General features: G+C 59.9%; 22 protein-coding genes. 1 reads left to right on the forward strand and 21 read right to left on the reverse strand.

Annotated features, from left to right (window positions below):
• Positions 1-95: 95 nt before the first annotated feature.
• Genes BLR63_RS15445 through BLR63_RS15470 form a run of 6 tightly spaced genes read right to left on the reverse strand, consistent with a single transcriptional unit; the run spans position 96 to position 5,059 of the window.
• The gene (locus BLR63_RS15445; protein ID WP_010563544.1) at positions 96-731 is read right to left on the reverse strand and encodes a protein-L-isoaspartate(D-aspartate) O-methyltransferase; all 636 of its coding nucleotides are present in this window, start codon (positions 729-731) and stop codon (positions 96-98) included.
• Between the two features lie 41 nt (positions 732-772).
• Positions 773-1,522 (reverse strand): 5'/3'-nucleotidase SurE, encoded by a 750-nt coding sequence (gene surE / locus BLR63_RS15450; protein WP_010563543.1) that lies wholly within the window; start codon positions 1,520-1,522, stop codon positions 773-775.
• Positions 1,510-2,568, reverse strand: a complete 1,059-nt coding sequence (gene truD / locus BLR63_RS15455) for a tRNA pseudouridine(13) synthase TruD (RefSeq protein ID WP_010563542.1) — start codon at positions 2,566-2,568, stop codon at positions 1,510-1,512. Before truD ends, surE begins: the two co-directional genes overlap by 13 nt.
• A complete protein-coding gene (gene ispF, locus BLR63_RS15460) occupies positions 2,565-3,038 on the reverse strand; it encodes a 2-C-methyl-D-erythritol 2,4-cyclodiphosphate synthase (RefSeq protein ID WP_010563541.1) in 474 nt (157 codons plus the stop codon). Before ispF ends, truD begins: the two co-directional genes overlap by 4 nt.
• Positions 3,039-3,092: 54 nt before the next feature.
• Positions 3,093-3,938 carry an S-formylglutathione hydrolase gene (fghA, locus tag BLR63_RS15465; RefSeq protein WP_010563540.1) on the reverse strand — a complete coding sequence of 282 codons (846 nt, stop codon included), beginning with the start codon at positions 3,936-3,938 and terminating at the stop codon, positions 3,093-3,095.
• A gap of 8 nt (positions 3,939-3,946) precedes the next feature.
• Positions 3,947-5,059: an S-(hydroxymethyl)glutathione dehydrogenase/class III alcohol dehydrogenase gene (locus BLR63_RS15470; RefSeq protein ID WP_010563539.1), complete on the reverse strand. Its 1,113-nt coding sequence runs from the start codon at positions 5,057-5,059 to the stop codon at positions 3,947-3,949.
• A 109-nt stretch (positions 5,060-5,168) separates the two neighbouring features.
• On the opposite strand from BLR63_RS15470, the gene BLR63_RS15475 reads away from it, so the two are divergent.
• On the forward strand, positions 5,169-6,071 hold the full coding sequence (locus BLR63_RS15475; protein WP_010563538.1) for a LysR substrate-binding domain-containing protein: 903 nt from the start codon (positions 5,169-5,171) through the stop codon (positions 6,069-6,071).
• 104 nt (positions 6,072-6,175) lie between these two features.
• Here the strand turns inward: BLR63_RS15475 and ispD are convergent, their stop codons facing one another.
• The 15 genes from ispD to bamA all read right to left on the reverse strand — a co-directional run bounded on the left by ispD (position 6,176) and on the right by bamA (position 24,796).
• The gene (gene ispD / locus BLR63_RS15480; RefSeq protein ID WP_010563537.1) at positions 6,176-6,883 is read right to left on the reverse strand and encodes a 2-C-methyl-D-erythritol 4-phosphate cytidylyltransferase; all 708 of its coding nucleotides are present in this window, start codon (positions 6,881-6,883) and stop codon (positions 6,176-6,178) included.
• Entirely contained in the window at positions 6,880-7,158 is a 279-nt protein-coding gene (gene ftsB, locus BLR63_RS15485) for a cell division protein FtsB (RefSeq protein ID WP_003172294.1), read from the reverse strand. Before ftsB ends, ispD begins: the two co-directional genes overlap by 4 nt.
• A gap of 171 nt (positions 7,159-7,329) precedes the next feature.
• Positions 7,330-8,619 carry a phosphopyruvate hydratase gene (eno, locus tag BLR63_RS15490; protein WP_010563536.1) on the reverse strand — a complete coding sequence of 430 codons (1,290 nt, stop codon included), beginning with the start codon at positions 8,617-8,619 and terminating at the stop codon, positions 7,330-7,332.
• A 157-nt stretch (positions 8,620-8,776) separates the two neighbouring features.
• On the reverse strand, positions 8,777-9,622 hold the full coding sequence (kdsA, locus tag BLR63_RS15495) for a 3-deoxy-8-phosphooctulonate synthase (protein WP_010563535.1): 846 nt from the start codon (positions 9,620-9,622) through the stop codon (positions 8,777-8,779).
• 5 nt (positions 9,623-9,627) lie between these two features.
• A complete protein-coding gene (locus tag BLR63_RS15500) occupies positions 9,628-11,259 on the reverse strand; it encodes a CTP synthase (RefSeq protein ID WP_010563534.1) in 1,632 nt (543 codons plus the stop codon).
• A gap of 273 nt (positions 11,260-11,532) precedes the next feature.
• Positions 11,533-12,864, reverse strand: coding sequence for a tRNA lysidine(34) synthetase TilS (gene tilS, locus BLR63_RS15505; protein WP_010563533.1), 1,332 nt, complete (start codon positions 12,862-12,864; stop codon positions 11,533-11,535).
• A 160-nt stretch (positions 12,865-13,024) separates the two neighbouring features.
• Positions 13,025-13,972, reverse strand: a complete 948-nt coding sequence (locus BLR63_RS15510; protein ID WP_010563532.1) for an acetyl-CoA carboxylase carboxyltransferase subunit alpha — start codon at positions 13,970-13,972, stop codon at positions 13,025-13,027.
• A 138-nt stretch (positions 13,973-14,110) separates the two neighbouring features.
• On the reverse strand, positions 14,111-17,632 hold the full coding sequence (gene dnaE / locus BLR63_RS15515) for a DNA polymerase III subunit alpha (protein WP_010563531.1): 3,522 nt from the start codon (positions 17,630-17,632) through the stop codon (positions 14,111-14,113).
• A gap of 76 nt (positions 17,633-17,708) precedes the next feature.
• Positions 17,709-18,341, reverse strand: a complete 633-nt coding sequence (gene rnhB, locus BLR63_RS15520) for a ribonuclease HII (RefSeq protein ID WP_010563530.1) — start codon at positions 18,339-18,341, stop codon at positions 17,709-17,711.
• Positions 18,338-19,477 carry a lipid-A-disaccharide synthase gene (lpxB, locus tag BLR63_RS15525; protein ID WP_010563529.1) on the reverse strand — a complete coding sequence of 380 codons (1,140 nt, stop codon included), beginning with the start codon at positions 19,475-19,477 and terminating at the stop codon, positions 18,338-18,340. The genes rnhB and lpxB overlap by 4 nt, the downstream gene beginning before the upstream one ends.
• A 2-nt stretch (positions 19,478-19,479) precedes the next feature.
• Positions 19,480-20,256 (reverse strand): acyl-ACP--UDP-N-acetylglucosamine O-acyltransferase, encoded by a 777-nt coding sequence (gene lpxA, locus BLR63_RS15530; protein ID WP_010563528.1) that lies wholly within the window; start codon positions 20,254-20,256, stop codon positions 19,480-19,482.
• Positions 20,253-20,693, reverse strand: coding sequence for a 3-hydroxyacyl-ACP dehydratase FabZ (gene fabZ, locus BLR63_RS15535; RefSeq protein ID WP_003172281.1), 441 nt, complete (start codon positions 20,691-20,693; stop codon positions 20,253-20,255). The genes lpxA and fabZ overlap by 4 nt, the downstream gene beginning before the upstream one ends.
• Before the next feature lie 107 nt (positions 20,694-20,800).
• Entirely contained in the window at positions 20,801-21,856 is a 1,056-nt protein-coding gene (lpxD, locus tag BLR63_RS15540; RefSeq protein ID WP_010563527.1) for a UDP-3-O-(3-hydroxymyristoyl)glucosamine N-acyltransferase, read from the reverse strand.
• Between the two features lie 3 nt (positions 21,857-21,859).
• The gene (locus BLR63_RS15545) at positions 21,860-22,363 is read right to left on the reverse strand and encodes an OmpH family outer membrane protein (protein WP_003219314.1); all 504 of its coding nucleotides are present in this window, start codon (positions 22,361-22,363) and stop codon (positions 21,860-21,862) included.
• A 45-nt stretch (positions 22,364-22,408) separates the two neighbouring features.
• Complete coding sequence (gene bamA / locus BLR63_RS15550) at positions 22,409-24,796, reverse strand: outer membrane protein assembly factor BamA (RefSeq protein WP_010563526.1); 2,388 nt, start codon at positions 24,794-24,796, stop codon at positions 22,409-22,411.
• Positions 24,797-24,826 lie beyond the last annotated feature (30 nt).

Here is a 24,826-nt window from a genome sequence, read left to right on the forward strand (position 1 = left end):
ATCGTGATGAATACCATCGCCAAGTATGTTGAATCGATAGACCCAGCCGTAAGACATGTCCTAATCAACAGAATTCACTGCCAGTAAGGAAATGCTCAGGCCAGCGGACCATTGAGCAGAGGCACAAAACGCACGGCACCCAGCACATGCCGGGAAAAACCTTCGTCCTCACGAATAATGAGCATCAATTGTTGCACTTCGCCGGAACCCACCGGGATAACCAACCGCCCGCCCGGAGCCAGTTGATCGAGCAAGGCCTGCGGGACGTCGGTGGCCACGGCGGTGACGATGATGCCATTGTACGGCGCCAGCGCCGGCCAGCCTTCCCAGCCATCGCCCCAGCGAAAGACCACGTTGCGCAGGTTCAACTCCACCAGGCGTTCCTTGGCGCGATCCTGCAGCACCTTGATACGCTCCACGGAGAACACCCGCTCCACCAGTTGCGCCAGCACCGCCGTCTGGTAGCCAGAGCCGGTGCCGATCTCCAGCACCTTGTCCAACGGCCCCGCCGCCAGCAGCAGCTCGCTCATGCGCGCAACCATATAGGGCTGCGAGATGGTCTGGTTATGCCCGATCGGCAGCGCCGTGTCTTCATAGGCGCGGTGGGCCAATGCTTCATCGACAAACAGATGCCGAGGCGTGCGCCGGATGACTTCCAGCACCTGGGCGTTGGACAAGCCCTCTTCGTACAAACGCTGGATCAAACGCTCGCGGGTACGCTGGGAGGTCATCCCGATACCTCGGCGCAGCAGGTCGTCCTGTTCACGAGCCATCAGCGCAGCCCCTCCAACCATCCATCGAGACTACTGAAGGCATCACTGAAGGTGCGATCGAGTTGCAACGGGGTAATCGACACATAACCTTGCATCACCGCGTGAAAATCCGTGCCCGGGCCGCCATCTTCGGCGTCGCCCGCGGCAGCGATCCAATAGCCTTCCTTGCCTCGCGGATCAACCACCTTCAATGGTGCTGCCGCACGGGCGCGATGGCCCAGGCGGGTGAGCTGAATGCCGCGAACATGCTCGAGGGGCAGGTTGGGAATATTGACGTTGAGCACTGTGCGCGGCGGCAGGTCCAGGGAGCCATGGGCCTCTACCAGCTTGCGCGCGAAATAGGCGGCAGTGGGCAGATTCTCGAGCTGGCGCGTGGCGAAGGAGAACGCTAGCGACGTACCACCCAGGAAACGGCCTTCAAGGGCAGCCGCCACGGTACCGGAATACAGGACATCATCCCCCAGGTTCGCCCCCAGATTGATGCCCGACACCACCAGGTCCGGCGCGCGATCCAACAAACTGTTGATGGCCAGGTGCACGCAGTCGGTCGGGGTACCGTTCACGCTCATAAAGCCATTGGGCAGTACCTGCACGTGCAGCGGACGGTCGAGTGTCAGCGAACTGCTGGCACCGCTCTTGTCCTGGTCGGGGGCAACCACCACGCACTCGGCATAATCTTCCAGCGCAGCATAGAGCGCAGCCAAGCCGGGTGCGGTGGCACCGTCATCGTTTGATATCAGAATACGCATGGGTTGTCCGTCTGCCCCACCGGCACCAGATCAACAAGCTCGCGCACCAAGACAGTGGCGAAGCATCCGGCCGGCAGGACGAATTCCAATTGCAGAATGTCCAGCGACGGATAATGCCACGTCAAACCGCCAATGGGCAGTCGCAGAATGCGACGCTCCTGGCTCATACCGGCATTCACCAGCCAATCGCGCAGGTCAGCTTCACCGGCGGCAACCGCCTGTTCCAAGGCGAAGGTCGCTCCGGCAGCCGGCGAATCGCCCTCGCCCCACTGCGGCCCGGTCGGATGCAGGTCCAGAATCGCCAGGCGTGGGTCGCTGCACTCGGCTTCGCCGGCCGGGAAAAAACTGCGACTGTCGGTAAATGCCAGCAGGTCGCCGACCTGCGCACGCTGCCAGGAACCGTCGGCGACGCGTGCCGCCAGCACTTTGTTGAACAGGTAGCTGCGAGCGGTGGACAGCAGGCGCGAACGCACATTGCGCTGTTCCGGCAAGGCCTTGCGGGCGGCCCATTCGCGGGCGTCGGTGAGATTGCCGCCGTTGTGGCCGAAACGCTGGGCGCCGAAGTAGTTCGGAATGCCGTGCTGTGCGATCAGTTGCAGGCGCGCGTCGATGGCGGCGGTGTCACCCACCAGTTGAGTCAGGCGCAGGGTAAAGCCGTTGGCCGAATGTGCACCCCGTTGCAGCTTGCGCTTGTGGCGGGCGGTCTTGAGGATTTTGAGGGCGTCGTTTTCCGCAGCGCTCATGTCCGGATCGGCCTTGCCCGGCAGTTGCACGCTGAACCACTGGCGGGTCAACGCCTGGCGATCCTTGAGCCCCGCATAGCTGACAGTACGCAACGGCACGCCAGCCGCCTTGGCGATCCGACGCGCCGCTTCTTCGGTGTTGAGACCACGCTTCTCCACCCACAACCACAGGTGCTCACCCTCGCCGGTCAGCGGGATATCCAGCACTTCGTCAACCTGGAAGTCTTCGGCCGTGGCCTTCAGTACCGCGCTGCCCAGGGCCTCGCCGTAGGCCCGTGGGCCCAGCTGTTGCAGGTCGTTCATGCGCGCAGCAACAAGGCGACGGAGTGCACCGCGATGCCCTCTTCGCGACCGGTAAACCCGAGCTTTTCGGTGGTGGTGGCTTTCACGTTGACTTGATCCAGTTCAATTTGCAGGTCTGCGGCAATCAGCGCCCGCATCGATTCGATATGGGGGGCCATTTTCGGCGCCTGGGCCACGATAGTGTTGTCGACATTACCGACCTTCCAGCCCTTGGCATGGATCAGGCCGACCACATGGCGCAGCAGGACGCGGCTGTCGGCCCCCTTGAAGGTGGGGTCGGTGTCAGGAAAGTGCTTGCCGATATCGCCCAACGCGGCCGCGCCGAGCAAGGCATCGCTCAAGGCGTGCAACAGCACGTCGCCATCGGAATGAGCCAGCAACCCATGGTGGTGCGCAATACGCACGCCGCCCAGGGTGATGAAATCGCCTTCGGCAAAACGGTGCACATCGTAGCCGTGACCAATACGCATAAAAAAACGCCCCGATTTAATTCAGGGCGTGATTCTACCTACTTTTGCCTCACATTAACCGAGCAAAGCACGGCCATGGTGTCGCAAATGGTCTTCGATGAAACTGGCGATAAAGAAGTAGCTGTGGTCGTAGCCGGGCTGCAGGCGCAGTTCCAGCGGATGGTTCGCCGCCTTGGCCGCTTGCTGCAAGGCTTCTGGCTTGAGCTGCACGGCAAGGAAGTCGTCGCGGTCGCCCTGGTCCACCAGCAAAGGCAGCTTTTGCGAAGCTTCGCTGATCAGTACGCAGGCATCCCACTCGCGCCACTTCGCGCGCTCTTCGCCCAGGTAGCGGGAAAAGGCTTTCTGGCCCCATGGGCAATCCATCGGATTGTTGATCGGCGAAAACGCCGACACTGACAGGTAACGCCCCGGGTTGCGTAATGCACACACCAGCGCACCATGCCCCCCCATCGAGTGACCGCTGATGCCGCGTTTATCCGAAGCCGGGAAATGCGCCTCGACCAGTGCCGGCAATTCCTGCACCACGTAGTCATGCATCCGATAGTGCTTGGCCCAGGGTTCCTGGGTGGCATTCAGATAGAAACCGGCCCCCAGACCGAAATCCCAGGCGTTATCGGGATCACCGGGCACGCCTGGACCACGCGGGCTGGTGTCCGGCGCAACGATGATCAGCCCCAGCTCGGCGGCCATGCGCTGAGCGCCGGCTTTCTGCATGAAGTTTTCATCGGTGCAGGTCAACCCGGACAACCAGTACACCACCGGCAACTTGCCGCCCTGCTCCGCTTGCGGCGGCAGGTAGACGGCGAAGGTCATGTCGCAATCCAGCACATCGGAGTAGTGCTTATAGCGTTTATGCCAGCCACCGAAGCTTTTCTGGCACGACAGGTTTTCCAGACTCATGGCCGACCTCAGAAGTGGATGACGGTACGAATGCTCTTGCCTTCATGCATCAGGTCAAACGCCTTGTTGATGTCTTCCAGGCCCATGGTGTGGGTGATGAACGTATCCAGCGGAATTTCGCCGGCCTGGGCCATTTCCACGTAGCTTGGCAGTTCGCTGCGACCGCGCACGCCGCCGAAGGCCGATCCGCGCCAGACGCGACCGGTCACCAACTGGAATGGGCGAGTGGAAATCTCCTGGCCGGCACCGGCAACACCGATGATGACCGACTCACCCCAACCTTTGTGGCAGCACTCGAGCGCCGCACGCATCAGTTGCACATTGCCGATGCACTCGAAGGAAAAGTCCACGCCGCCGTCAGTCAAATCCACAATCACGTCCTGGATCGGGCGGTCGTAGTCTTTTGGGTTGATGCAGTCAGTAGCGCCCAGTTGCTTGGCGATTTCAAACTTGGCCGGGTTGATGTCGATGGCGATGATGCGACCGGCCTTGGCCTTGACCGCACCGATCACCGCCGACAAGCCGATACCGCCGAGGCCAAAGATGGCCACGGTGTTGCCGGGCTTGACCTTGGCGGTATTGATCACCGCACCAATGCCGGTGGTGACGCCGCAACCGAGCAGGCAGACTTTTTCCAGGGGGGCGTCTTTAGGAATCTTGGCCACGGAAATTTCCGGGAGCACGGTGTATTCGGAAAAGGTCGAGGTACCCATGTAGTGGAAAATCGGCCGCCCCTTGTAGGAAAAGCGCGTGGTGCCATCGGGCATCAGGCCTTTGCCTTGGGTGGCACGGATGGCCTGGCACAGGTTGGTCTTGCCCGACAGGCAGAATTTGCACTTGCCGCATTCCGGGGTGTACAGCGGGATCACGTGGTCGCCCACTGCGACCGAGGTCACGCCCTCGCCAATCGCTTCAACCACCGCCCCGCCTTCATGACCGAGGATCGACGGGAAGATGCCTTCCGGGTCAGCGCCGGACAAGGTGTAGGCGTCGGTGTGGCACACGCCGGACGCGACCACCCGCAACAGCACTTCACCGGCCTTGGGCATGGCCACATCCACTTCAACGATCTCAAGGGGCTTCTTGGCTTCGAAGGCTACGGCAGCGCGGGACTTGATCATCCGGGTTTCTCCAGGGAATTGAATACTGAGGCGGCGAGTGTAAAACATGGCCGGTTGATTAATAATCCGAGCGAAAGCAAAACTTTATTGCTGTACAGGGATAATTGCCATGCTGGAAAACCGCTGGGAAGGCATCGATGAGTTTGTGGCCGTCGCTGAATGCAGCCAATTCACGGCAGCGGCGGAACGCCTTGGGGTGTCTTCGTCCCATATCAGCCGGCAAGTGGCACGCCTGGAAGAGCGCTTGCAAACGCGCTTGCTGTATCGCAGCACGCGCAAAGTGACCCTCACCGAAGCGGGTCAGACCTTTCTGCAACATTGCCAGCGTTTGCAGGACGGTCGTGAAGAAGCCCTGCGCGCGGTGGGTGACCTGGCCAGTGAACCCAAGGGCATGTTGCGCATGACCTGCGCGGTGGCGTATGGCGAGCGCTTTATCGTGCCGCTGGTGACACGGTTCATGGGGCTTTATCCGCAACTGCGGGTGGATATCGAGCTGAGCAATCGTCAACTGGATCTGGTGCATGAAGGCCTCGACCTGGCGATTCGCCTGGGGCGCCTGCAAGACTCTCGCATGGTCGCCAGCCGCCTGGCGCCGAGGCGCATGTACCTGTGCGCGTCGCCCTCCTACCTGGCGCGGTATGGTCGTCCCCATAGCTTGTCGGAATTGAGCCGGCATAACTGCCTGATCGGTAGCTCGGACATCTGGCAGTTGGACCAGGACGGACGAGAATTTTCCCAGCGCGTGCAGGGCAACTGGCGCTGCAACAGTGGGCAGGCGGTGTTAGACGCGGCGTTGCAAGGGGTGGGGTTGTGCCAGTTGCCAGACTATTACGTGCTCGAGCACTTGCACAGCGGCGCACTGGTGTCGTTGTTGGAGGCGCATCAGCCGCCCAATACGGCGGTGTGGGCACTGTATCCGCAGCAGCGGCATTTGTCGCCGAAGGTCAGGAAGCTGGTGGATTACCTAAAGGCAGGGTTAGCCGAACGACCCGAGTACGGTGCTGAGCATTGATGGCTTTTGTGCAGGAGCGAGCTTGCTCGCGAAAAACCTGAGAGCGCCGCTTCAATCCAGATTGTCCGCGTTATCGTTGACGTTTTCCGCGAGCAAGCTCGCTCCTACAACCGGTTGGCCCAACGTAGTCGCAGCCATTCCAGGTCCTCGGGCCGGGTCACCTTGATATTGTCCGAGCGCCCCTCGATCAGTCGCGGCGACTGACCGGACCACTCCATGGCCGACGCCTCGTCGGTAACAACCGCATCGGCCACAAGACTGTCGGCCAGCGCACGGTGCAGCGCCCCCAGTCGGAACATCTGCGGTGTGTAGGCTTGCCAGATCAGGCTGCGGTCGACGGTCTCGATGACGCGACCATGCTTGTCCACCCGTTTGAGCGTGTCGCGGGCCGGCACGGCCAGCAGGCCACCCACTGGATCGTCCGCGAGCTCGGCCAGCAGTTTGTCGAGATCTTCACGGCTCAGGTTGGGCCGCGCAGCATCGTGCACCAAGACCCAATCATCATCGCTGGCGCCCAAGGCATTGAGGTGCAGCAAGGCATTGAGCACCGACCCTGAACGCTCGGAACCACCATCCGCACGCTGGATACGCGGGTCAGCGGCACACGCCAGGCTGGGCCAATAAGGGTCATCAACAGCAAGACTGACCACCAGCCCCTTGAGCGAGGGGTGGTCGAGAAAACAGCCAAGGCTGTGTTCGAGAATAGTGCGCCCGCCCAGTTGCAAATATTGTTTGGGACGGTCCGCAGCCATACGGGCACCGACGCCCGCGGCAGGAATCACGGCCCAGAAGGCCGGCAAACGCTTGCTCATTGGGCCAACTGGTAGAGGGTTTCACCCTCCTTGACCATGCCCAACTCATGACGAGCCCGCTCTTCAACGGTCTCGGTACCTTTTTTCAGCTCAAGCACCTCGGCATCGAGGACGCGGTTGCGCTCCAGCAGGCGTTCGTTTTCGGCGTGCTGGTCGGCAATTTGCTGAGTCAGGTCTTTTACCTGCGCAAAGCTGCCGTTACCCACCCATAGGCGGTACTGCAGGCCAGCCAGCAACAAGAGCAAGACGAGGAACAACCAATTGGGACTGCGCATCGAATATCGGGTATCCAGTGAAAAAAGACAGCCATGCAAAACTTTTAAAGCAACTGATAGCACGAAGCCTGGAAAAACCAGGCTTGTACTTGATCGCCATCAGATTAGCGTCGAATTTCACACTCTCGTGATTTTTCCGACGCAATCCGCCGACTTTTTACCACTTACTGATCAACCGCGAAACTCACCGCGACCGTTGTACTTGGCTTTGCCACCCAGTTGCTCTTCGATACGCAGCAATTGGTTGTACTTGGACACGCGGTCGGAACGGCAGAGGGAACCGGTCTTGATCTGACCCGCCGAAGTGCCCACGGCCAGGTCGGCAATGGTCGAATCTTCGGTTTCGCCGGAGCGGTGGGAGATCACGGCGGTGTAGCCCGCAGCCTTGGCCATCTGGATGGCTTCCAGGGTTTCGGTCAGGGTGCCGATCTGGTTGAACTTGATCAGGATCGAGTTGGCGATCTTTTTGTCGATGCCTTCTTTCAGGATCTTGGTGTTGGTCACGAACAGGTCGTCGCCCACCAATTGGATTTTCTCGCCGATCTTGTCGGTGAGGATTTTCCAGCCGGCCCAGTCGGACTCGTCCAGGCCGTCTTCGATCGAGATGATCGGGTAGCGCTGGGTCAGGCCTTTGAGGTACTCGGCAAAACCTTCGGAGTTGAACACCTGGCCTTCGCCGGACAGGTTGTATTTGCCATCTTCATAGAACTCGCTGGCCGCGCAGTCCAGGGCCAGGGTCACATCGGTGCCCAGGGTGTAGCCGGCGTTGGCCACCGCTTCGGAGATCACTTTCAGTGCATCTTCGTTGGACGCCAGGTTCGGTGCGAAACCACCTTCGTCACCAACGGCAGTGCTCAGGCCACGGGCCTTCAGAACAGCCTTGAGGTGATGGAAAATCTCGGTGCCCATGCGCAGGCCTTCGGAGAAGGTCTTGGCGCCAACTGGCTGCACCATGAATTCCTGGATGTCGACGTTGTTATCGGCGTGCTCGCCACCGTTGATGATGTTCATCATCGGTACCGGCATCGAGTAGACACCCGGAGTACCGTTCAGGCTGGCGATGTGGGCGTACAGCGGCAGGTCCTGATCCTGCGCGGCAGCCTTGGCGGCGGCCAGGGACACGGCGAGGATGGCGTTGGCGCCCAGGCTGCCTTTGTTTTCGGTGCCGTCGAGCTTGATCATCGCGTGGTCCAGGGCTTTCTGGTCCACGGGGTCTTTGCCCAGCAACAGGTCACGGATCGGACCGTTAATGTTGGCTACCGCCTTGAGGACACCCTTGCCCAGATAACGGCTCTTGTCGCCATCACGCAGTTCCAGCGCTTCGCGCGAACCCGTGGAAGCACCGGACGGCGCGCAGGCGCTGCCGATGATGCCGTTATCGAGAAGCACGTCGGCTTCGACGGTTGGGTTGCCACGGGAGTCGAGAACTTCACGACCTTTGATGTCGACGATTTTTGCCATTGTTGTAAACACTCCAAAGTTGACGAAAACGACGCAGCTGAAGGAAATCTTTTGAACGACCGCAAGGGGGAAACAACGGGGCAGACTTGCAGACGACAAGGCTCAGGCCCGAGGGCCTGAGCATAAAACGTGGGAAATTCTACCGGAGAAACGCCGCTTACGCGGTCTCTACTGTCGGAAAACTCTTGACCAGTTCGTCCAATTGCTTGAGCTGGGCCAGGAAAGGCTCCAGTTTGTCCAGGCGCAGGGCACACGGACCGTCGCATTTGGCGTTGTCCGGGTCCGGGTGGGCTTCCAGGAACAGGCCCGCCAGTGACTGGCTGATGCCCGCCTTGGCCAGGTCCAATACCTGGGCACGACGCCCACCCGCGGAATCGGCACGACCACCCGGCATTTGCAGCGCGTGGGTCACGTCGAAGAACACCGGGTATTCGAACTGTTTCATGATGCCGAAACCGAGCATGTCCACCACGAGGTTGTTGTAGCCGAAGCTCGAACCGCGCTCGCAGAGAATCAACTGGTCGTTACCCGCTTCCACGCACTTGTTCAGGATGTGCTTCATTTCCTGGGGCGCGAGGAACTGGGCTTTCTTGATATTGATCACAGCGCCGGTCTTGGCCATGGCGACCACGAGGTCGGTCTGGCGCGACAGGAAGGCCGGCAACTGGATGATGTCGCACACTTCGGCGACCACGGCAGCCTGTTCAGGCTCGTGGACGTCGGTGATGATCGGCACGCCGAAGGCTTGCTTGATGTCCTGGAAGATCCGCATGCCTTCTTCAAGGCCCGGGCCGCGATAGGAGGTGACGGACGAACGGTTGGCCTTGTCGAAGCTGGCCTTGAACACGTAAGGGATACCCAGTTTCTGGGTGACCTTGACGTACTCTTCACAGACCTGCATCGCCATGTCGCGGCTTTCCAGCACGTTCATGCCGCCGAACAGCACCATGGGCTTGTCGTTGGCAATCTCGATGTCGCCTACGCGAATGATCTTCTGGGCCATCAGGTTCACGCCTTCTTCTGATGTTGCGTCAGTGCTGCTTTGACGAAACCGCTGAACAACGGGTGACCGTCGCGCGGCGTCGAGGTGAACTCGGGGTGGAACTGGCAAGCGACGAACCATGGATGATCCGGTGCCTCGACCACTTCGACCAGTTTGCCGTCACCGGAGCGACCAGAGACTTTCAGGCCGGCTGCTTTGATCTGCGGCAGCAGGTTGTTGTTCACTTCGTAGCGGTGACGATGGCGCTCGACGATTACATCCTTGCCGTAGCAGTCATGTACCAGCGAACCCGGCTCCAGCAGGCAGTCCTGTGCGCCAAGGCGCATGGTGCCGCCCAGGTCGGACGTTTCGGAACGGGTTTCGACGGCGCCGGTGGCATCTTCCCACTCGGTTATCAAGCCCACGACCGGATGGCCGCTCTTGCTGTCGAACTCGGTGGAGTTGGCGTCTTTCCAGCCCAGTACGTTACGGGCGAACTCGATAACGGCCACTTGCATGCCCAGGCAGATCCCCAGGTACGGCACTTTGTTCTCACGGGCGTACTGTACGGCGGTGATCTTGCCTTCCACGCCACGCAGGCCGAAACCGCCCGGGACGAGGATTGCGTCAACACCTTCGAGCAGCGCGGTGCCCTGATTCTCGATGTCTTCGGAATCGATATAGCGCAGGTTGACCTTGGTACGGTTGCTGATGCCGGCATGGCTCATCGCTTCGATCAGCGACTTGTATGCGTCCAGCAGCTCCATGTACTTGCCGACCATGGCGATGGTGACTTCGTGCTCGGGGTTGAGCTTGGCATCGACCACGGCTTCCCACTCGGACAGGTCAGCACCGCCGCACTGCAGGCCGAAACGCTCGACCACAAAATCATCCAGGCCCTGGGAATGCAGGATGCCCGGGATCTTGTAGATGGTGTCGGCGTCTTCCAGGGCAATCACCGCACGTTCTTCAACGTTGGTGAACTGCGCGATCTTGCGACGCGAGGAAATATCGATCGGGTGATCGGAACGGCACACCAGCACATCAGGTTGCAGGCCGATGGAACGCAGTTCCTTGACCGAGTGCTGGGTTGGCTTGGTCTTGGTTTCGCCGGCGGTGGCGATGTAAGGCACCAGCGTCAGGTGCATCAGCATCGCGCGCTTGGCGCCGACTTCGAAACGCAACTGGCGGATGGCTTCGAGGAACGGTTGGGATTCGATGTCACCCACGGTGCCACCGATCTCGACCATTGCCACGTCGGCATCGCCTGCACCCTTGATGATGCGGCGCTTGATTTCGTCGGTGATGTGCGGGATCACCTGGATGGTCGCACCCAGGTAGTCACCACGGCGCTCCTTGCGCAGCACGTGTTCGTAGACACGGCCGGTGGTGAAGTTGTTGTTCTGGGTCATGGTCGTGCGGATGAACCGCTCGTAGTGGCCCAGGTCCAGGTCGGTCTCGGCGCCGTCGTGGGTGACGAACACTTCACCGTGCTGGAACGGGCTCATGGTGCCCGGGTCGACGTTGATGTACGGGTCCAGCTTGAGCATGGTGACCTTAAGTCCCCGCGCCTCCAGGATGGCCGCCAATGAAGCGGAGGCAATGCCTTTCCCCAATGAAGAAACAACACCGCCCGTGACGAATATGTAGCGCGTCATGAAAAACCCTAGAAGTCTGCGTTAAAGCGGTCCGAGCCGCCGGGGAAAGCGAAGAGAGGCCGAAGCCCCCGATCACCTGCATTAATCACAGTGCACCTTTCAAAAAAACCGCCGCGTTGTGACAGACCAGCAATGAAGCACCGGTACGTTGATCGCTACACATTTTTTGGAATCGCCCAGCAAAGACTGCTTGGTAATCGGCAACTGCTGCGATTCAGGCGAATCCACAGAAGTTGTATCAAGAAGGGAGCGTAGTCTACCGGAAAGGCGCTATCAGCTCAAACCTTGATCGCAAGTCTGTGGCATCCAATGCAATTGCCAGTCGCCAGGCGCCGCGTTCCATGCCGTGTTCCATAGCCCCGTCAGGCTGGGCACCCCCAGCAATTGCTCGCCCTGATAGAGCAGCGGCAATCTGCCACGGACGAAGCCGGGCAGCCCGCTTTCGTTGAGCAAGCGTTTCAAGTCACGCCGGCCCCGACCTGGCACGTCGATGACTTCACCACCCTGCCGATACCGGATCACCAGCGGGCCTCCGGGGGCTCTGCCGCTGAGTCTCAACTGACCGTTACCGGGTAACGCTAGAGGGCTTTGCGGGTCAGGCCAGCTCACCGCCGCGTCGGAAAAATCCGACCAAGCGACGGGTAACCACCAGATACGCTCGCCGCAACGGTGCAACTCGCCACCAGCCAGATGCCATACGGGTTGCGCATCGCCCCTGGCATCACGCAGGGAATACCAACCGGCCCAGTGGTCGCTGTCGGGTAACCGGGTCAGCGGGCTCAGCCAGTGACGCAGGGCATTGCGTTGACGCGCGTCGGAAAGCGCACACAACGGCGCCAGGGCCAATGATGGCAAGGGTAGCCACGGAACAGGCGATGGCTGCTCGGCGGTTTGCAGGTCGAGGCATGCCAACTCGTCCAACAGGCCTTGGGCTTCGCTCAAATGTTCAGCGGCACGGGCCAGGCTGGCAACGGCCTGGGGCCAGCGCTCGGTCAGCCGCGGAAATACACGATGGCGCAGGTAATTACGCGAAAAGCGTGGATCGGCGTTGGAAGGGTCTTCGACCCACGTCAACTGGTGTTCCTCGGCGTAGGCCTGCAGCTGCGCGCGCGAACTGCCCAGCAACGGCCGCAGCAGATGACCGCTCGCCAGCGCACGCTGCATTGGCATGGCCGCCAACCCTTGCACCCCCGCGCCGCGCAACAGACGAAACAGCAAGGTTTCGGCCTGATCGTCGCGGTGCTGGCCGATGAGCAACACTTCTCCTGCCCCGACCACATCACTGAATGCCTGATAGCGCGCATCACGGGCCGCGCGCTCCAGGCTTGCGCCTGCCCGCACCTGCACGCACATCACCCGCAAGGGCACGCCAAGGGCGTCACAGACCGACTGGCAATGACCAGGCCAGGCATCGGCCGCAGCTTGCAGGCCATGGTGGACATGAACAGCGCTGAGCGTAGGAAGCGTCTCAGTTTTGGCGAGATTTGCCAGGAGGTGCAGCAGGACGGTGGAATCAAGCCCGCCGGAAAAAGCGATATGCCAGGCCGGAGCGTTGCGCCAGGGAGCCAGGGTTTGCAGGAATTTGGCGGATAGTAAGGGTTTCATCAGATGTTACCGCCGCAAACCTGGAATACGTTGGCCAAGCATACACAAAGCAAATGTGGGAGAGGGCTGGCTCCCGATAGCGGCGGGTCAGTCACCTGATGCATTGACTGACGCTCAGCAATCGGGGGCAAGCCCCCTCCCACATTTTTACTGTTGCGATTTAGAGGCCGTAGCTCATCAGACGCTCGTAACGCCGGGCCAGCAGCGCTTCGGTATCCAGCTTCTTGAGCATCGCCAGTTGCGAACCCAGCTCGACACGGATGGTCGCGGCGGCAGCGGCCGGGTCGCGGTGAGCGCCGCCCAGTGGCTCGGCGATGACTTTATCCACGATGCCCAGGCCCTTGAGGCGATCGGCAGTGATGCCCATGGCTTCAGCGGCATCCGGTGCCTTTTCGGCGGTTTTCCACAGGATCGAGGCGCAACCTTCCGGCGAAATCACCGCGTAGGTCGAATATTGCAGCATGTTCAGTTGGTCGCAGACACCAATGGCCAACGCGCCGCCGGAACCACCTTCACCAATCACGGTGGCGATGATCGGGGTTTTCAGGCGGGACATGACACGCAGGTTCCAGGCAATCGCTTCGCTCTGGTTGCGCTCTTCGGCGTCGATGCCTGGGTAGGCGCCCGGAGTGTCGATAAAGGTCAGGATCGGCATCTTGAAGCGTTCGGCCATTTCCATCAGGCGGCAAGCCTTGCGGTAGCCTTCCGGACGCGGCATGCCGAAGTTACGGCGGACTTTCTCGCGCACTTCACGGCCTTTCTGGTGACCGATCACCATCACCGGCTGGTCATCCAGGCGAGCGATGCCGCCCACGATGGCCGCGTCGTCGGAGAAGTGGCGGTCGCCATGCAACTCGTCGAACTCGGTGAAGATGTGCTGAATGTAGTCCAGAGTGTACGGACGACGCGGGTGGCGGGCCAGGCGAGCGATCTGCCAGCTGGTCAGCTTGCCAAAGATGTCTTCGGTGAGCGTACTGCTCTTGTCTTGCAGGCGGGCGATCTCATCGCCGATGTTCAGCGAATTGTCATTGCCGACCAGGCGCAGTTCTTCAATCTTGGCTTGCAGGTCAGCGATCGGCTGTTCGAAATCAAGAAAATTCGGGTTCATAAGCGTCCGTCTTGGGTCGACGGCCAAGGAGTGCCTGGCCAGCCGGTTGTCTATTCGCGCCCTACCTTAAGGGAGAGGCACGTCTAGGTCGAGATTAAATGTTTGGCCGAGATCAGGCGATTTGCCATCACCTGATCGTCAGCGGTATTGGAGGAAGACGTTGTCACGACCGAACTGGTCACGCAATGCTTGAATCAAGCCATCAGCGGGATCAATTCGCCAGGTCTCACCGAACTGCAGCATGGCCTTGGCGTCGTTACCGGTGTATTCCATGGTCACCGGGCATGCACCACGGTGGCGTTTGAGCAACTCGCCCAACCAGCGTAGCTGATCACCCTTGAGTGCCTCGGTTTTCACCTTCAGGCGCAGGCTTTCGGCCAGGTTGGTGCGCGCATCTTCCATGCTCATCACCCGCTTGATCCGCAGGCGCAGGCCGCCGGAGAAGTCGTCGTTGCTGACCTCACCTTCCACCACCACCATGGCGTCGGTCTGCAACAGCGACTGCGCCGAATGGAAAGCATCGGCAAACAGCGACGCCTCGATCCGGCCGGAACGGTCGTCGAGGGTGATAAAGCCCATCTTGTCGCCCTTTTTATTTTTCATCACCCGCAGGGCGATGATCATGCCGGCGACGGTCTGGGTGTCGCGCGCCGGTTTCAGGTCGATGATGCGCTGACGGGCAAACCGGCGGATTTCGCCTTCGTACTCGTCAATCGGGTGACCGGTCAGGTACAGGCCCAAGGTGTCTTTTTCACCCTTGAGGCGCTCCTTGAGGGTCAGCTCCTTGGCCTTGCGGTGGTTGGCATAGACATCGGCGTCTTCTTCGACGAACAACCCGCCAAACAGGTCGGCGTGACCACTGTCGTGAGTGCGGGCGGTCTGCTCGGCGGCCTTGATCGCTTCTTCCATGGCCGTGAGCAGCACCGCGCGATTGCGGTCGATATTGGCCTGGTAAGCCTTCGGCTCGTCATGGAAGTAAGGGCCGAGACGGTCGAGTGCGCCACTGCGGATCAAGCCATCGAGGGTACGTTTGTTGATGCGCTTGAGGTCAACCCGCGCGCAGAAGTCGAACAGGTCCTTGAACGGACCGTCCTGGCGCGCTTCGGTGATCGCCTCCACCGGGCCTTCGCCGACGCCCTTGATCGCGCCCAGGCCGTAAATGATGCGGCCTTCCTCGTTTACCGTGAACTTGAACTCCGAAGCGTTCACGTCCGGCGCGTCGAGGCGCAGTTTCATCGTGCGCACTTCCTCGATCAAGGTCACGACCTTGTCGGTGTTGTGCATATCCGCTGACAGCACCGCCGCCATGAACGGCGCCGGGTAATGGGCTTTCAGCCACGCCGTCTGGTACGACACCAGGCCGTAGGCAGCGGAGTGGGATTTGTTGAAGCCGTACCCGGCGAATTTTTCCACCAGGTCGAAAATGTTACCGGCCAGGTCTGCATCGATGTTGTTGGTCGCGCAACCTTCAATGAAACCGCCGCGCTGCTTGGCCATTTCCTCGGGTTTTTTCTTACCCATGGCGCGACGCAGCATGTCCGCACCACCGAGGGTGTAGCCGGCCATCACCTGGGCGATCTGCATCACCTGTTCCTGATACAGAATGATGCCGTAGGTCGGTGCCAGTACGGGCTTGAGGCCCTCGTACTGGTAGTCGGAGTGCGGGTACGCCAACTCGGCGCGGCCGTGCTTACGGTTGATGAAGTCGTCCACCATGCCCGATTGCAATGGCCCCGGACGGAACAGGGCCACCAGTGCGATCAAGTCTTCCAGGCAGTCGGGCTTGAGCTTTTTGATCAGCTCTTTCATGCCCCGGGATTCCAGCTGGAACACCGCCGTGGTCTCGGCTTTTTGCAGCAGGCTGTAGGTCGGCTTGTCATCCAGCGGGATAAACGCGATGTCCAGCGGTTCCTCGCCGACCTTGGCGCGGTCGCGATTGATGGTCTTGAGCGCCCAGTCGATGATCGTCAGGGTCCGCAGGCCCAGGAAGTCGAACTTCACCAGGCCGGCCGCCTCCACGTCATCCTTGTCGAACTGGGTAACCAGGCCACCGCCCTCTTCATCGCAATAGATCGGCGAAAAGTCAGTCAGTTTGGTCGGCGCGATTACCACACCGCCGGCGTGTTTACCGACGTTACGCACTACGCCTTCGAGCTTGCGCGCCATGTCCCAGATTTCGGCAGCCTCTTCATCGACCTTGATGAAGTCGCGCAGGATCTCTTCCTGCTCGTAGGCTTTTTCCAGGGTCATGCCGACTTCGAATGGAATCATCTTCGACAGACGATCCGCCAGGCCGTAGGACTTGCCCTGGACCCGTGCCACGTCGCGGATAACCGCTTTGGCCGCCATGGAACCGAACGTGATGATCTGGCTCACGGCGTTGCGGCCGTACTTCTCGGCCACGTATTCGATCACGCGGTCGCGACCATCCATGCAGAAGTCGACGTCGAAGTCGGGCATGGAAACCCGTTCCGGGTTCAGGAACCGTTCGAACAGCAGGTCGTATTCCAACGGGTCGAGGTCAGTGATCTTCTGCACATAGGCCACCAGCGAACCGGCACCTGACCCCCGGCCCGGCCCCACCGGCACACCGTTGTTCTTGGCCCACTGGATAAAGTCCATCACGATCAGGAAGTAACCGGGGAATCCCATCTGGATGATGATATCCAGCTCGAAATTCAGCCGATCGACATAGACCTGGCGCTTGGCCTCGTAATCTTCGGTGGTGTCCTTGGGCAACAGGACCGAAAGGCGCTCTTCCAGGCCATCGAACGACACCTTGCGGAAATACTCATCGATGGTCATGCCGTCGGGAATCGGGAAGTTGGGCAGGAAGTGCTTGCCCAGTTTCACTTCGATATTGCAACGCTTGGCGATCTCGACGGAGTTTTCCAGGGCCTCGGGCAAGTCGCAGAACAGCTCGGCCATTTCCTCGGCGCTTTTAAGGTACTGCTCTTCGCTGTAGTTCTTGGAGCGGCGCGGGTCATCCAGGGCCCGGCCTTCGCCGATGCATACACGGGTTTCGTGGGCTTCGAAATCTTCCTTCTTGATAAAGCGCACATCGTTGGTCGCCACCAGTGGCGCGCCCAGCTTGTCGGCCAGGGCTACGGCGGCGTGCAGATGTTCTTCGTCGTTGGGACGGTTGGTGCGCTGGACTTCCAGGTAGAAACGATCGGGGAAGACCTGCATCCACTCACGCGCCAGCACTTCTGCCTCGTGGGGATTACCGCCCAGCAGCGCGATACCGATCTCACCCTCTTTGGCGGCCGACAGCATGATCAGGCCTTCGCTGGCCTCGGCGACCCACTCGCGCTCGATGATGATCGAGCCGTTGCGCTGACCGTCGATGAAACCACGGGAAATCAGCTCAGTGAGGTTGCGATAACCGACGCCGTTCATCGCCAGCAGGCTGATGCGGCTCAAGGGGTTATCCGGGTCTTTGTTGGACAGCCACAGGTCAGCGCCACAGATCGGCTTGATGCCGGCGCCCATGGCGTTCTTGTAGAACTTGACCAGGGAACACATGTTGTTCTGATCGGTAACCGCGACCGCAGGCATATTCATGCCCACCAGGGTTTTGACCAGTGGTTTGATCCGTACCAGGCCGTCGACCAGGGAGTATTCAGTGTGCAGGCGTAGATGAACGAATGAAGCCGGCATAGTGATCCTGTCTAAAAACGTGGAGACAACAAGGCCCGGATTGTACCGGGCCTTGGCAAAAACATCAGCCTGGCGACTAAACCTCGCTCAGGCTCCCGCGCAACTCGTAAGCCAGGCGCACCGGGGCGAACGAGCGTCGGTGGATCGGCGTCGGGCCCAGACGGGCGAGGGCTTCCAGATGAACGGGCGTGGGGTAGCCTTTATGGCCCGCGATGCCGTAGCCGGGATAGATCAGTTCAAAGGCAGCCATTTCGCGATCGCGGCTGACCTTGGCCAGGATCGAGGCCGCTGCGATGGCAGGTACCTTGCTGTCGCCTTTGACCACCGCTTCCGCCGGCATGGCCAGCTTAGGACAACGGTTGCCGTCGATCATCGCCAGTTTTGGTGTGATGTGCAGGCCTTCGACCGCGCGTTGCATGGCAAGCATGGTGGCGTGGAGGATATTCAGTTCGTCGATCTCTTCGACTTCGGCCCGGGCGATATGCCAGCTCAGGGCTTTTTCGCAGATCTCGTCAAAGAGTTTTTCGCGACGCGCTTCGGTGAGTTTTTTCGAGTCGTTGAGACCGATGATCGGACGGTTCGGATCAAGAATCACCGCCGCCGTGACCACCGCGCCACACAGTGGGCCACGTCCGACCTCATCCACACCGGCCACCAGTTCATGGGCTTGTGCGACCAGGCTGAAATCCAGCCCCATTTGCGTCGTCATAGGGCTTCCTGTTTGTGGCCGATCAAGGTCAGCACGGCATCCGCCGCCTGGTTTGACGCATCACGCCGCAAGGTGCGATGGATCTCGTCGAAACCACGGGTCTGCTCTTCGCCGCCGTCGATCAAGGGCAGTAACGTTTGCGCAAGGGCCTCGGGCGTTGCATCGTCCTGCAACAGTTCCGGCACCAACAAGCGCTGAGCCAGCAAGTTGGGCAACGAGATGTAAGGGCTTTTGACCATACGCTTGAGAATCCAGAACGTCAGCGGCGCCAGTCGGTAAGCCACGACCATCGGACGCTTGTACAACAATGCCTCCAGAGTCGCAGTACCCGACGCGATCAACACCGCATCACACGCTGCCAGAGCCAGATGCGACTGGCCGTCGAGCAGTGTCAACGGCAGGTTGCGGCCTTCCAGCAGGGTTTCGATCTGTGCGCGACGCTGTGGGCTGGCGCAGGGCAACACGAAACGCACCCCGGGTTTCAGGGCCTGAAGGCGCTCGGCGGCATCGAAAAACACGCTCGCCAAACGGCCGACTTCGCCACCACGACTGCCCGGCATCAGCGCGACGAGGGGCCCGTCAGGCAAGCCCAGTTCGGCCCGCGCTGCGCTGCGATCAGCTTGCAAAGGGATGGCATCGGCCAAGGTATGCCCGACAAAACGCACCGGAACGCCCTGCTCTTCGTAGAACTTGGCCTCGAACGGCAGCAAGGTCAGCATCAGGTCGCAGCCTTCGCGGATCTTCAGTACGCGCTTCTGCCGCCACGCCCAGACGGACGGGCTGACATAGTGAACCGTCTTGATCCCGGCCTGACGCAACTTGAGTTCGATATTGAGTGTGAAGTCCGGCGCGTCTATTCCGATAAACACGTCAGGCTTTTCTTCGATCAGGGTCTGAATCAGAAGCTTGCGACGAGCCAGCAGCTCACGCAGGCGCCCCAGCACCTCGACCAGTCCCATGACCGACAGACGCTCCATGGGAAAGTAAGATGTGAGGCCTTCGGCCTGCATCAACGGGCCACCGACCCCAATGAACTCGACCGCCGGATGCTGAGTCTTGAGCGCCCGCATGAGACCGGCGCCCAGAATGTCGCCGGAAGCTTCTCCGGCGACCAGCGCGATACGCAGATTGGCCATGATCAGCGGGTGATGCCGCGGGTCGACGCCTGGATCGAGTCACGGAACACCGCGACTTCCGGGAACAACGCGGCGGACTCGGCCAGTTGAGTCAACGCCTGGTCCACCGTCAGCCCCTGGCGATACACCACCTTGTAGGCGCGGCGCAGGGCATGGATCGTATCTTCGCTGAAACCGCGGCGGCGCATGCCTTCGAAGTTCATGCTGCGGGCTTCGGCAGGGTTACCGAACACCGTGACGAACGCCGGTACATCCTTGCCGATGGCGGTCCCCATGCCGGAAAAGCTGTGGGCACCGATATGGCAATACTGATGCACCAGGGTGAATCCGGACAGGATGGCCCAATCATCAACGTGCACATGGCCAGCCAGTGCGGTGTTGTTGACCAGGATGCAGTGGTTGCCGATCACGCTGTCATGGCCGATGTGGGCATAGGCCATGACCAGATTGTGGTCACCCAACGTGGTTTCAGCACGATCCTGCACAGTGCCACGGTGAATGGTCACACCTTCACGGATGATGTTGTGATCACCGATGACCAGGCGCGTTTCTTCACCTTTGTACTTCATGTCCGGGGTGTCTTCGCCTACCGAAGAGAACTGGTAGATGCGATTGTGTTTGCCAATGCGGGTCGGCCCTTTGAGGATCACGTGCGGCCCGATGACAGTCCCCTCGCCGATTTCCACACCTGCGCCGACGATCGACCAAGGGCCGACCTCAACGTCGGCGGCCAGTACGGCCGACGGATCGATGATTGCGCGAGGGTCAATCAAACTCATAGTTTGCGTTCCGCACAGATGATCTCGGCGGAGCACACCGGCTTGCCATCCACCGAAGCCTGGCATTCGAACTTCCAGATCTGGCGCTTGCAGCTGATGAACTTGGCTTCCAGGATCAACTGGTCACCCGGGGTGACCGGGTTGCGGAAACGCAACTTGTCGGAACCCACGAAATAGTAAAGCGTGCCGTCGGCAGGCTTGAGATCGAGCATTTTGAAACCAAGGATACCGGCAGCCTGGGCCATCGCCTCGATGATCAGCACGCCCGGCATGATGGGATGCGCGGGAAAGTGACCATTGAAGAAAGGTTCGTTGATGCTGACATTCTTGTAGGCACGAATGCGCTTTTCCTCAACATTGAGGTCCACTACGCGATCCACCAGCAGGAACGGGTAACGGTGAGGCAGGTATTCGCGAATCTCGTTGATGTCCATCATTTCGGAGGGAAGCCTGTAATAAAGATTGGGGGCGGACTAAAAGCACGCCCCGCTAGCAAATCAAGGAGGCAGTCTAGCGGCTGTGCACACTTGATATGGAAATGGTATCAGCCTTCTGATGAAGCATTACCGCCAGGGGTCACGTCTGCAACGCGCTTTTCCAGCTGTTTGAGGCGCCGAGCCATGTCGTCGATATGCCTCAAGCGGGCTGCGCTCTTGCGCCACTCAGCTGCGGGCTGCATGGCGGTACCGGAAGAATAGGCACCCGGTTCGGTAATCGAGTGGGTCACCATGGTCATGCCCGTGATGAAGACGTTGTCGCAAATTTCGATATGTCCCACCAGCCCTACGCCACCGGCGAGCATGCAATGCTTGCCGATTTTGGTGCTGCCGGAAATCCCGACGCACGCGGCCATGGCGGTGTGATCGCCAATCTGCACGTTGTGGGCGATCTGGATCTGGTTGTCGAGCTTCACGCCATTACCGATCACGGTATCGGCCAGAGCCCCGCGATCCACAGCCGTATTGACGCCGATTTCCACGTCGTCGCCGATCAAAACGCCGCCGACCTGGGCAATCTTGTTCCAGATACCTTTGGCATTGGCAAAGCCGAAGCCCTCGCCGCCGATGACCGCACCGGATTGAATGACCACACGCTCACCGATACGCACATCGTGGTAGAGGGTCACGCGGGGGGCCAACCAGCCATCAGCACCGATTTCGCAACGCGCGCCGATAAAGCAATGCGCCCCTACCGTTACACCGGCGGCAATGCGTGCACCGCTCTCGATCACCGCAAAGGCGCCGATACTGGCCGCAGGGTCAACCTGGGCATCATCGGCAATAACCGCTGACGGATGAATACCGCCGGCCGCCTTGGGCTTGGGATCGAACAGGTGCGACACCCGCGCATACGCCAGGTACGGATCGGCCACCACCAGCGCGTCTCCGGCAAACGCTTCGGCGTCAGCGGCTTTGAGCAACACGGCTGCGGCTTGGCTGTCGACCAGGTATTTACGGTATTGGGGGTTTGCGAGAAAGCTCAACTGAGCTGGGCCAGCCTCCTGCAAGGTGGCTAGCCCAGTAATTTCCTTCTCCGGGGAACCACGCAAGGTGGCGCCCAGGAACTCGGCCAACTCGCCGAGTTTGATAATCGCGGTCATGGCTTACTTCAGCTGGTTCATGCGCTCGATCACCTGGCGGGTGATGTCGTATTGAGGCTTGACGTCGATCACAGCGCCACGCTCGAAGACCAGGTCAAAGGCACCTTTCTTGATGACTTCTTCCACAGCGCTGTCGAGTTTTGGCTTCAACTGTTTCAGCATTTCACGGTCAGCAACAGCCTTGGCTTCGTTCAGCTCTTTGGACTGGAACTGATAGTCACGGGCCTTTTGCTTGAATTCAAGCTCCAGGCGCTCGCGCTCGCCTTGCTGCATCTTGTCACCACCAGCGACCAGACGATCCTGGATACCCTTGGCACTGCTTTCCAGGGTCTTGAGCTTGGTCAGTTGCGGACCGAATTTCTTCTCGGCATCCACGGCGTACTTCTTGGCCGCGTCGGATTCCAGCAGGGCCATCTGATAGTTCAGGACGGCAATCTTCATTTCGGCGAAGGCCGGGGTCGCTACCAGCACGGTTGCCAGCAGAACCAATTGAGTCAACTTACGCACGATGTACTCCTACAGAATCCGTTGTCGTTATCTTAGGTCAGGCGCTTAGAACGTCTGGCCGAGGGAGAATTGGAAAATCTGGGTTTCAGCGTTATCCGGTTTCTTGATCGGCATGGCCAGAGCAAAGCTCAATGGGCCAAGCGCGGTCACCCAGGTCACACCAACACCCACGGAACTCGCCATGTTGCTGAGGCTAACCTCGTTGCACTGGGTGTTCGACTTCACGCCGCTCGGGTTGGTGACCTGCTCGCACTTGGAGTCGAACACGTTACCCACGTCCCAGAAAACCGAAGTGCGCAGGGACCGTTGATCTTTAACGAACGGCAGTGGGAACAGAATCTCCGCACCACCCTGGATCAACACGTTACCACCGAATGGCAGCGCACTCGTATCGGAGTCCGCCACGGTGCCAGTGTTACCGGTCACGCCTACACCACGGCTCGGCGTACCACGAGGGCCCAGGGTACTGTCCTTGAAGCCACGAACCGAGTTGAAACCACCAGCATAGTAGTTCTCGTAGAACGGCAGCCCATTGGTCGAACCGTAACCGTCACCATAGCCCAACTCAGTGTGCAGGCGCATGGTGTAGTTGTCGCTCAGAGGCTGGAACAACTGGCCACGATAGTCGAGCTTGAAGAACGACAGGTCGCTGCCCGGCGTCGTCGCTTCCAGGGTCAGGCTCTGGGAGTGACCACGGGTGGCGAGCACGCCCTTGTTCAGCGTCGACTCGGACCAGCCGGCGGACGCCTTGAAGTTCAGGAACTTATCGCCTTCCTTGCGGGTAAAGTCGAAGATTTCATCCACGGTGTATACACCGGTCTTGATCTCATCCTGCTGCGCGGTCAGGCCGAAGGTCAGACGGGAAGTCTCGCTGATCGGGTAACCGATGTTGGCGCCCACACCCAGGCTGTCGATCGCATAGCTTGCTACGTTGACGTCGAGGTCTTTGTAGTCGGTGGTGCGGTAGAAGGCGTTATAGCCCAGGCTCACACCGTCGGCAGTCCAGTAGGGGTCGACATAACCGAAGTTATAGCGGCTCTGGTATTCGCTTCGGGTCAGGCCGATGGAGACTTTGTTACCGGTACCCAGGAAGTTGTTCTGGGTAATCGAACCACCCAGGATCAGACCGGCACTCTGTGCGAAACCGACGCTGGCGGTGATGGAACCCGACGCCTGCTCTTCCACGGCGTAGTTCACGTCAACCTGGTCGTCCACACCCGGTACGGCCGGGGTCTCGACGTTCACTTCCTTGAAGAAGCCCAGACGCTCGAGGCGGGTCTTGGACTGGTCGATCAGGTAAGTCGAGGCCCAACCACCTTCCATCTGACGCATTTCACGACGCAGCACTTCGTCAGCGGACTTGGTGTTGCCACGGAAGTTGATGCGGTTCACATAGGCACGCTTGCCTGGATCGACGACAAAGGTGATGTCCACGGTATGGTCATCATCGTGCGGAGTCGGCACGCCGTTGACATTGGCGAAGGTATAACCTTCGTTACCCAGGCGACGGGTGATCAGCTCGGACGTGGTGGTCATCAGCTTGCGCGAGAACACCTGGTCTTTCTGCACCAGCAACAGGGCCTTGACTTGGTCTTCAGGCACCTTCAGGTCGCCACTCAGCTTGACGTCGCGAACCTTGTATTTCTCGCCTTCATTGACGTTGACAGTGATGTAGACGTGCTTCTTGTCCGGAGTGATGGACACCTGGGTCGAAGCGATATCCATGTTGATATAGCCACGGTCCAGGTAGTAGGAACGCAGGCGCTCCAGGTCACCGGAGAGTTTTTCACGGGCATACTTGTCATCGTTCTTGAAGAACGACAACCAGTTGGTGGTCTTGAGTTCGAACAGGTCGATCAGGTCTTCGTCGGCGAACTTGGTATTGCCCACCACGTTGATGTGCTGAATGGCCGCCACGGTGCCTTCGTTGATGTTGACCTTGAGGCCGACACGGTTACGAGGCTGGGGGATCACTTCCGTTTCCACGGTCGCAGAGTAGCGACCCTGGGCAACATACTGACGTTGCAGTTCGTTACGCACACCTTCAAGGGTGGCGCGCTGGAAGATTTCGCCCTCGGCCAGGCCGGACTGCTTCAGGCCTTTCATCAGGTCCTCAGTGGAGATCGCCTTGTTGCCTTCGATCTCGATACTGGCGACGGAAGGTCGCTCGACCACGGTGATGACCAGGACGTTGCCTTCGCGACCCAGTTGGATATCTTGAAAGAAACCGGTTTTGAACAGCGCACGAGTGGATTCCACCAGGCGACGGTCATCAGCCTGTTCCCCAACGTTCAACGGCAAGGCGCCAAAGACGCTACCCGCGGAAACCCGCTGGAGGCCGTTGACACGAATATCGGAGATGGTGAAGGACTCGGCGTGAACTTCGGCGATCATCAATACGGTGAGAACCGCAGTTAGCAGCAGACGTTTCATGAAGTCCTTTCTTATTCCAACTGGCAATAA

Origin of the sequence: Pseudomonas extremaustralis, assembly GCF_900102035.1 — a bacterium.
GTDB classification, from domain to species: Bacteria; Pseudomonadota; Gammaproteobacteria; order Pseudomonadales; family Pseudomonadaceae; genus Aquipseudomonas; species Aquipseudomonas extremaustralis.